General features: G+C 70.6%; 9 protein-coding genes and 1 pseudogene. 2 read left to right on the forward strand and 8 right to left on the reverse strand.

Going from position 1 to position 8,941, the window contains the following annotated elements; all coding sequences use genetic code 11:
- The 4 genes and pseudogenes from G3I65_RS28245 to pdhA form a co-directional block, all read right to left on the reverse strand.
- Window positions 1-232, reverse strand: a pseudogene (locus G3I65_RS28245) (hypothetical protein); the annotation flags it as partial.
- Between the two features lie 53 nt (window positions 233-285).
- The gene (locus G3I65_RS28250; protein ID WP_160698798.1) at window positions 286-1,467 is read right to left on the reverse strand and encodes a dihydrolipoamide acetyltransferase family protein; all 1,182 of its coding nucleotides are present in this window, start codon (window positions 1,465-1,467) and stop codon (window positions 286-288) included.
- A complete protein-coding gene (locus G3I65_RS28255) occupies window positions 1,460-2,455 on the reverse strand; it encodes an alpha-ketoacid dehydrogenase subunit beta (RefSeq protein WP_160698799.1) in 996 nt (331 codons plus the stop codon). Before G3I65_RS28255 ends, G3I65_RS28250 begins: the two co-directional genes overlap by 8 nt.
- Window positions 2,455-3,525 carry a pyruvate dehydrogenase (acetyl-transferring) E1 component subunit alpha gene (pdhA, locus tag G3I65_RS28260; RefSeq protein ID WP_163046768.1) on the reverse strand — a complete coding sequence of 357 codons (1,071 nt, stop codon included), beginning with the start codon at window positions 3,523-3,525 and terminating at the stop codon, window positions 2,455-2,457. Before pdhA ends, G3I65_RS28255 begins: the two co-directional genes overlap by 1 nt.
- A 125-nt stretch (window positions 3,526-3,650) precedes the next feature.
- Between pdhA and G3I65_RS28265 the strand changes: the two genes are divergently transcribed.
- Window positions 3,651-4,127 carry an Lrp/AsnC family transcriptional regulator gene (locus tag G3I65_RS28265; RefSeq protein ID WP_163046769.1) on the forward strand — a complete coding sequence of 159 codons (477 nt, stop codon included), beginning with the start codon at window positions 3,651-3,653 and terminating at the stop codon, window positions 4,125-4,127.
- Window positions 4,128-4,405: 278 nt separating this feature from the next.
- Window positions 4,406-6,997, forward strand: a complete 2,592-nt coding sequence (locus tag G3I65_RS28270) for an exo 1,3/1,4-beta-D-glucan glucohydrolase (protein WP_160698802.1) — start codon at window positions 4,406-4,408, stop codon at window positions 6,995-6,997.
- Window positions 6,998-7,058: 61 nt separating this feature from the next.
- Here the strand turns inward: G3I65_RS28270 and G3I65_RS28275 are convergent, their stop codons facing one another.
- From G3I65_RS28275 to G3I65_RS28290, 4 genes are all read right to left on the reverse strand, one after another.
- Entirely contained in the window at window positions 7,059-7,532 is a 474-nt protein-coding gene (locus G3I65_RS28275) for an HAD domain-containing protein (RefSeq protein ID WP_309235761.1), read from the reverse strand.
- Window positions 7,533-7,549: 17 nt separating this feature from the next.
- Window positions 7,550-7,951 (reverse strand): hypothetical protein, encoded by a 402-nt coding sequence (locus tag G3I65_RS28280; RefSeq protein ID WP_160698803.1) that lies wholly within the window; start codon window positions 7,949-7,951, stop codon window positions 7,550-7,552.
- Window positions 7,952-7,959: 8 nt separating this feature from the next.
- A complete protein-coding gene (locus G3I65_RS28285; RefSeq protein WP_160698804.1) occupies window positions 7,960-8,424 on the reverse strand; it encodes a hypothetical protein in 465 nt (154 codons plus the stop codon).
- A 79-nt stretch (window positions 8,425-8,503) separates the two neighbouring features.
- On the reverse strand, window positions 8,504-8,941 hold a 438-nt coding region (locus G3I65_RS28290), incomplete at its 5' end, for a CdaR family transcriptional regulator (protein ID WP_160698805.1).

The raw sequence follows: 8,941 nt of genomic DNA on the forward strand, positions 1-8,941 counted from the left end.
CGACCGCGCGCTGCGTCGCCGCGTGCCGGGCCTCGAGCTTGGCGTTGGCGAGCCGGTGCTCGGCCTCCTCGAACGCCAGCTCGGCGTCGAGCAGCCGGTGCGCGCTCGCGACCAGCCCGTCCATCGCCTCGGCGTCGCCGGGCGGGGTCGCCAGCCCGGCGCGCAGGTCCTGCTTGAGCTGAGCCACGCGCCCTTCCGCGAGGTCGCGGTCGTGCTGCGCTGGAGTCGTCACGCGCACACTTTAAGTGCCAGCACCGTCACCACCGGCCAACGCCGCCGGTGCGTCTACAAATCACCGAGGGCGGTGACGGGTGACTCCACGCAGTCGGCGACGAACCGCAGGAACCCGCCCGCCGTGCCGCCGTCGCAGACGCGGTGGTCGAACGCCAGCGTCAGCTCGCAGACCTTCCGCGCCGCCAGCGCGCCGTCGACGACCCACGGCCGGTCGATGATCCGGCCGATGCCGAGGATCGCGGCCTCGGGGTGGTTGATGATCGCGGCCGAGCCGTCGACGCCGAAGACGCCGTAGTTGTTGACGGTGAACGTGCCGCCGGTGAGGTCCGCGGGCGCCAGCTTGCCGTCCCGCGCGGTGCGGGCGCGGTCGCCGATCGCGGCCGAGAGGTCCCGGGTCGACAGCGCGCCGGCGTCCCGCACCACCGGCACGACCAGCCCGCGGTCGGTCTGCGCGGCGAACCCGAGGTGGATCTCGTCGAGCAGGACGATCTCGTCGCCCTCGACGCGCGAGTTCAGCTCCGGGTACTTCTTCAGCCCCGCGACGGCGAACCGCGCGATCAGCCCGAGCAGGCTGACCGGCCGGTCCGTCTTGGCGTTCAGCGCCGCGCGGGCGGCGACCAGCCCGGTCGCGTCGACGTCCACCCAGACCGTGGCCTCGGGGATCTCGCGCCGGGACGCCGTCAGCTTGTCGGCGACGGCCTTGCGCACGCCGGTCAACGGGATCCGCTTCCCCTTGCCCGTCACGGCGGGCTTCTTCAGCGCCGCCTCGACGTCGGCGCGGCGGATGATCCCGTCGGCACCGGAGGCGGTCACCTTCGCGAGGTCGATCCCGTTGTCCGCGGCCAGCTTCCGGACGAACGGCGAGATGACGCCGGGCGCCTTGGCCTTCGGCTCGGGCGCTTCGGGACGGCGCACGCGCTTGCGGCGGGTAGCCGGCGCGGTGCCGTACCCGATGAGGACGTTGCCGCTGCCCGACGACGTCGTCACCCCGGGCTCGGCGAACCCGCCGACGCTCAGCAGCGGCGCGCCGACCGGCAGCAGCTGCCCCGGCGCGCCGTGCAGCGCGGACACCACGCCGGCGAACGGCACCGGCACCTCGACCGCGGCCTTCGCCGTCTCGACCTCGACGACGATCTGGTCGACGGTCACGGTGTCGCCGACCTGCACGCGCCAGTCCAGGATCGCCGCCTCGGTCAGGCCTTCGCCGAGGTCCGGCAGCAGGAAGTCAGGCACCGGCCACCACCGGGGTGTCGTTCCACTGCAGCCGCGCGATGGTGTCGAGGATCCGGTCGACGTCGGGCAGCGTGTGCCGCTCCAGCTTCGGCGCCGGGTACGGGATGTCGAGCCCGGTCACCCGCAGCACGGGCGCGTGCAGCTGGTGGAAGCACTGCTCGGTGACGCGCGCGACGACCTCGGCGCCGTAGCCGCCGAAGCCCGCGGCCTCGTGCACGACCACCGCGCGGCCGGTGCGGCGCACGGACGCCGTCACGGTCTCGTCGTCGAACGGGCTCAGGGACCGCAGGTCCACGACCTCGACGTCCCAGCCTTCGTCCTGCGCGGCCTCGGCGGTTTCCATGGCGGTCGCGACCATCGGGCCGTACGCGATGAGCGTGACGTCCTTGCCGGTCCTGCGGACGACGGCCTTGTCCATGGCCGGTCCGGTGCGCGTGAAGGTGACGTCTTCGCCGGACCAGTAGCGCGCCTTGGGTTCGAGGAAGACCACCGGGTCCGGCGAGTCGATGGCGTCGCGGAGCAGGTCGTAGGCGTCCTGCGCGGTGCCCGGCGTGACGACGCGCAGGCCCGGCGTGTGCGTGTAGTAGGCCTCGCTGGAGTCGCAGTGGTGCTCGACGCCGCCGATGCCGCCGGCGTAGGGGATGCGGATGACCATCGGCAGCGAAAGCGCGCCGCGGGTGCGGTTGCGCAGCTTCGCGACGTGCGAGGTGATCTGCTCGAACGCGGGGTAGGCGAAGGCGTCGAACTGCATCTCGACGACCGGGCGGAAGCCGCCCATGGCCATCCCGACCGCGAACCCGACGATGCCGGACTCGGCCAGCGGCGTGTCGAAGCAGCGGTTCTCGCCGAAGTCGGCGGTGATCCCGTCGGTGACCCGGAAGACGCCGCCGAGCGCGCCGACGTCCTCGCCGAAGACGAGCACGCGGTCGTCGTCCTTGAGCGCGTCGCGCAGGGCGGCGTTGAGCGCCTGCGCCATCGTGGTCGTCATCAGGCCTCCAGCTCGGCTCGCAGGGCGGCCCGCTGGGCTTCGAGCTGGCGGGTCGGCTCGGCGTAGACGTGGTCGAACAGGGACATCGGGTCCAGCTCGGGCTCGGCGTTCAGGGTGTCGCGGACGGTCTGGGCGAACTCCTCGGCTTCGGCGTGGCAAAGCTCGATGTCGTGCTCGCTCAGCGCGTCGCCCAGGTAGGCCTCGAGCCGCTTGAGCGGGTCCGCTTCGCGCCACTTCGCGACTTCGTCGGCGTCGCGGTAGCGGGTGGCGTCGTCGGCGTTGGTGTGGGCATCGATGCGGTAGGTGTGCGCCTCGACGAGCACGGGACCGCGGCCTTCGCGCGCGTGCTTCACGGCGTCGTCGAGGACGGCGAGGACCGCGACGAGGTCGTTGCCGTCGACCTGCTCCGCGCGCATGCCGTAGCCGACGCCCTTGTACGCCAGCGCTTCCGCGGCGCTCTGCTTCTCGAAGGGGACGGAGATGGCGTAGCGGTTGTTCTGCACGAAGAACACCGCGGGCGCCTTGAAGACGGCGGCGAAGTTGAGCGCCTCGTGGAAGTCGCCCTCGCTGGTGGCGCCGTCCCCGATGAGCGCGAGCGCGACGGCGTCCTCACCCCGGCGCTGCATGGCGTGCGCGAGCCCGGCGGCGTGCAGGGTCTGCGTCGCGAGCGGGGTGCACTGCGGCGCCACGCGCGTCTCGGCCGGGTCGTACCCGCAGTGCGCGTCGCCGCGAAGCAGCGTCAGGACTTCGCCGGGCTTGAGCCCGCGCGCGACGAGAGCGACGGAGTCCCGGTAGGTGGGGAAGAGCCAGTCGTGGTCCTGCAGCGTCAGCGCGGCGGCGACCTGGCAGGCCTCCTGGCCGGCACTGGAGGGGTAGACGGCGAGCCGGCCCTGCTTGGTGAGCGCGGTCGCCTGCACGTCGAACCGGCGGCCCAGCACCATCAGCCGGTAGGCCACTTTGAGCCGGTCTTCCGCCGGCTCGGCGTACCCGTGGTGCCGGTCGACGGGCGTCCCGTCCTCGGCGACGAACCGCACCGGCGACGCGGACGGCAGCAAGGCTTCCACGGACACCACCTCTCGCAGACATATGATGCTGAAATGGTGGTTCTCGACGGTGTTGTGTTCAAGGGTTCGGCGAAATGAGCGACAAACAGTCTTCAGAGAGGTCGTCCGGCGACCAAACGTCTTTTTCGAGCGTGACTCTCGGCGGCCCGCCCGGACGAACGGCTCCGCCCCTGGACGAGATCGACCGCGCGATGCTGGCGGAGCTGTCCGCGGACGGCCGCCTGGCGGTCCGCGCCCTGGCCGAGCGCCTGCACATTTCGCGCACGAACGCCTACGCGCGGTTGGAGCGCCTGCTGGCAGAGGGCGTGATCACGGGCTTCGGCGCCCGCATCGACCCACGGCGTGCCGGGTTGGGGACGTCGGCGTACATCATGGTGACGGTCGAGCAGACGTCTTGGCGGACGATGGCTACGGACCTGCATGAGATTCCGTATGTCGACCATGTGGCTTTGGTGGGCGGGGACTTCGACATCCTGCTGCTGGTGCGGACGCCGGACAACCAGACGTTGCGGGACGTGGTGCTGGAGCGGCTGCAGGCACTGGAGGGGGTGCGGTCGACGCGGACGTGGTTGATCTTCGAGGAGTTGCCGGGGTCGGTGCTGGGCTGAGCCGCCGGGTCATCAGACAGGCTCCGGCACCCGTGACGAACGGGCAGAACCCTTGCCCGCCAGCACCCTTGTACTTCACCCCCACACCGACTAAATGTGATCCCGGCACCGCCCGACTCTTATTTTATGTCGAGAAATAACTACCCCGAAACCTATTGACGCCGGTCGTCCGCCCGGTGAGGATCGGCCGGTCCGCCGTTCATCGCAGAATGGACCAGACCATGGCCAGAAGATCCCGCGCGTGGGTCCGTGCGCGCCGAAGTTCGCTCGTCACCTTGATGAGCCTGAGTCTGCTGGGCGGGATCGCCCAAGCGACGCCGGCCCAAGCCGACGCACCGGCACAGCCCGTCATCGGGCAACCCGCCAAGGACGCGAACGGGTGCGCCAAGATCGAGAAGAGCCTGCCCACCCTCGCGGACTGGCCGAAGGTCGACAGCCGGTTCAAGGGCAAGGCCGACGACGAGGCGCGCATCGCCAAGATCCTCGCGGGCATGACGCTCGAGGAGAAGGTCGGGCAGATGACGCAGCCCGAGATCACCTCGATCACCCCCGACGAGGTCAAGCAGTACGCCATCGGCTCCGTCCTCAACGGCGGCGGCGCGTGGCCCGGCGGCAACAAGCACGCCACCCAGCAGGACTGGCTGAACCTCGCCGACGCCTACTGGAACGCCTCCAAGACCAGCCGCACCAAGATCCCCGTCATCTGGGGCATCGACGCCGTGCACGGCAACAACAACATCTACGGCGCCACCCTCTTCCCGCACAACATCGGCCTCGGCGCCGCGCACGACCCGTGCCTGGTGCGTGACGTCGCCGGCGCCACCGCGCGGCAGATCCGCGCCACCGGCCAGGACTGGGCCTTCTCGCCCACCCTCGCCGTCGTGCAGGACGACCGCTGGGGCCGCACCTACGAAGGCTTCTCCGAGGACCCGCGCATCACGCGCTCCTACGGCTTCGAGGCCATCGACGGCCTGCAGGACGGCGCCACCAAGCGCATCGGCTACAACGGCGTGATCGCCACCGCCAAGCACTTCATCGGCGACGGCGGCACGCTCAAGGGCCAGGACCAGGGCGTCAACCCCTCGTCCGAGGCCGACATGATCAACATCCACGGCCAGGGCTACTACGGCGCGCTCGCCGCCGGCACCCAGACCGTGATGGTGTCGTTCAACAGCTGGACCAACGCCGACCTCGGCATCAACGAGGGCAAGCTGCACGGCAGCGACAAGGCGCTGAACCAGATCCTCAAGGGCAAGATGGGCTTCGACGGCCTGGTCGTGTCCGACTGGAACGGCATCGGCCAGGTCACCGGCTGCACGAACTCCTCGTGCCCGCAGGCGATCAACGCCGGCATCGACATCGTGATGGTGCCGGCCGACTGGAAGGCGTTCATCACCAACACGATCGCCCAGGTGCAGAGCGGCCAGATCCCGATGGCGCGCATCGACGACGCCGTCACGCGCATCCTGCGCGTCAAGCTCCGCGACGGCCTGTTCGAGTCGCAGAAGCCGTCCGACCGCTCCTACGCGAACTCCGACGAGGCGCTGAAGGACAACTGGCTGGCCCGTGACGCGGCGCGCGCGTCGCAGACGCTGCTGAAGAACAACGGCAACGTGCTGCCGCTGAAGCCGACGTCGAAGGTGCTGGTGGTCGGCAAGAGCGCCGACAGCATCCAGAACCAGACCGGCGGCTGGACGCTGAGCTGGCAGGGCACCGGCAACACCAACGCCGACTTCCCGAACGCCACCTCGATCCTGTCCGGCATCAAGCAGGACCTCGGCGACGCGAACGTCACCTTCGACGCCACCGGCACCGTGGACCCGAAGGGCTACGACGCGGTCATCGCCGTCATCGGTGAGACGCCGTACGCCGAGGGCGTGGGCGACCTGACCCGCAAGACGCTCGAGGCGTCGAAGCTCTACCCCGAGGACCTGGCCGTGCTGGACAAGGTCAGCGGCAAGGGCACCCCGGTCGTCACCGTGTACGTCGGCGGCCGCCCGCTGTACATGAACAAGGAGATCAACCGCTCCGACGCGTTCGTGGCGGCCTGGCTGCCCGGCACCGAGGGCGGCGGCGTCGCGGACATGCTGGTCAAGGGCAAGGACGGCACGGGCTACCAGGGCACGCTGTCGTACTCGTGGCCGAAGAGCGCGTGCCAGTCGCCGCTCAACCCGTGGTCGCCGGACTACGACCCGCTGTTCAAGCTGGGCTACGGCCTGAAGAGCGGCCAGCGCGTCACGATCGGCCAACTGGACGAGACCCCGGGCCCGGCGGCCTGCGGCAGCACCGGCGGCGGCGGGACGGCGACCGAGGACCTGTCGATCTACGACCGCACCGACGTGCCGCCGTACACCAGCCAGATCGGCTCCGCTTCGAACTGGGGCGGCACCGTGATCGGCCCGGACGGCACGGCTTCGCACCCGGAGATCAACACGGTCCCGACGGACGTCAACGTGCAGGGCGACGGCCTGAAGGCGACCTGGACGGGTACCGGAGCGGCCCAGCTCTACATGCAGAACACGGCGGGCACGAACGACCTGCGCAGCTACCTGAACGCGGACGGGGCGCTGGAGTTCGACACGACCGTGCAGCAGGCGCCGGTCAACCGGACGGTGATCAGCATGCACTGCGTCTACCCGTGCTTCTCGGAGGTGAACGCGACGAAGCTGTTCACCGACCTGGCGGGCGGCCCGAAGACGACGGTCAAGATCCCGTTGTCCTGCTTCAACAACGGGCTGGACTTCGAGCACATCAACACGCCGTTCCTGGTGTACACCGACGCGCCGTTCCAGGCGTCGTTCGCGAACGTGCGCTGGGTGCCCAACGGGGCGAAGGATCCTGATGCGAGACCTTGTTCGAGTTTGACCTAGGTGGTGACCGGGCCGGGAGCGGACAGCTCCCGGCCCGGTTTCTTTTCCGGCTTCCCCGCGTTCAGGGCGTTCGCAGCCAGCGGTCGAGGACCGGGATGTCCTCGGCGAGGAGCCCGCGGGACGGCGCGACGCGGTGGAGCAGCGCGCGGCCGTGGTGGTGCGTGGCCACCCACTCGCGGTCGGCGTCGGTCAGCTCGTCGTCGACCCAGATGAACGGTCGTCCGGCCGCCCACGCCACCAGGGACCGGGTCTTCCAGTGCAGGCCGAACCACCGGTCTTCGTGCTCGTGCTCGGCGGAGGGGTCCGGCCAACGCACGACCGGTAGCGGCGAGAGACCGAGCCGGGGTGCCAGCTCGGTGTTCGCTTCGTTTTCCCAGGTCGTGGCCCAGACGAGGGTGCAGGGCAGCGCGGCCAGCCGAGGTCCCGTTCCCGGATCGAGCCGGTCCAGGTGGGAATCCCCCGCGGCGCCGAACGGCAGCAGGGTTCCGTCGATGTCGAGGAACAGCAACGGACGTTGGTCGTGACCGATTCGCACGAGCGGACGATAGCCGCTCAGTGCTGCATCCCGTACGACTTCTGGCACGGATAACCATCATTGGTCGCCGACCAGCTGGGCGGGTAGCCGTTCTGGGCCCACGCCGCGTAAGCCTGCGCGTAGCTGTATCCCCGCGCGTGCAGCCACTGGCACGGCGTCTGCCCCGCCGCCGGGGTGATCGCGATCCACGGCTGGGCGGTGATCCAGCCCGGCTGGGCGTACCACTGGCTCGACGCGGCGACGCCCGCCGGGGCCGCGGTCACCGTCTGCGGGGGTGGCACGTAGACGGTCTGCGGCGCCATCACCGTCGCGGTCGAAACCGGGGCCTGGGAAGCGTTCCCGGCGATCGTGCGCGGCAAGCCGCACGATGCCAGTGCGAGCGCGGCGGAGAGCGCCGCGACTGTCCGAAGTGTACGCATGGCGATCCTCATCCCGTCCTGGTCATGTGGCTGCCGGCGATGACGCCGCCGGAAACGGTGTACGTGCCGGAGAACGTGCGGGTGGTGCCGTCGGTCTGGGCCGCCGACAGCACCACGTACACCGTGCTGCCGCGGACGTCGGTGACCGTCAGTGTGTCCCACGCCGTCGCCGCGAAACCGTTGGCGTACTTGGCGAATCCGCCGGCGCCCGCGATGCGGCTGCCGCCGAGGGACCACGCGGTGGCGAAATCACGGCGGTTGATCGCGTCGTAGTAGGCGATCACCACGCCCGCTTCGGACACCGGCGGCTGGACGTACACCGGCGCGGGCACCGCGACCGTCGCGGTGCTGGTCACCGGCGCCTGCGGGACCACGGTGACCGGCACCGGCACGCCCGTCACGGGGATCCCGCACGCGGCCGCGCCCAGCAGCACCAGGGCGGCCACGGCGATTCTGGTCGCGTTCACGGCCATCACCTTCTTCCGTGTCCGCCCCCTGGAATCGGGCGGCCGGCGGGATCCGCAACGGATCCGGCGAACCGCGACGCAAGCGTTATCCCGAAAAATCCTGCCGGGAGATGTCGTACGCCGTCATCGCGGCGGCCAGGTGGCGGGCGTCCTCGGGTCGCGTCGCGTCGTAGCCGGTGATCAGCTGGACGCGTCCGAGCCGGTAGGTGAGCGTGTTACGGTGGACGTTCAACGCCGTCGCCGCTTCGCCGCGGTTGTAGCCCGAAGTCACGAACACGCGCAGGGCGTCGATCAGGTGCGGGTGCTCCGCCAGCGGGACCAGGACCGCAGCGAGGGCTTCCCGCGCCGGGCTCGGGCGGGCCAGCTGGTACTCGATCGCCAGGTCCGCCAGGCGGTACAGCCGGGGCGGGCGGCGCAGGCTTTCCGCCAGGGCGAGGACTTCACCGGCTTCGGCGTGCGCGGCCGGGATGTCCGCGAGCGCCCGTGCGTGGGCGGCCGCGGCGGTGCACGCGCGCCCGCAGAC

It is taken from the genome of Amycolatopsis sp. SID8362 (assembly GCF_010550475.1).
In the GTDB taxonomy this organism is placed as follows: domain Bacteria; phylum Actinomycetota; class Actinomycetes; order Mycobacteriales; family Pseudonocardiaceae; genus Amycolatopsis; species Amycolatopsis eburnea.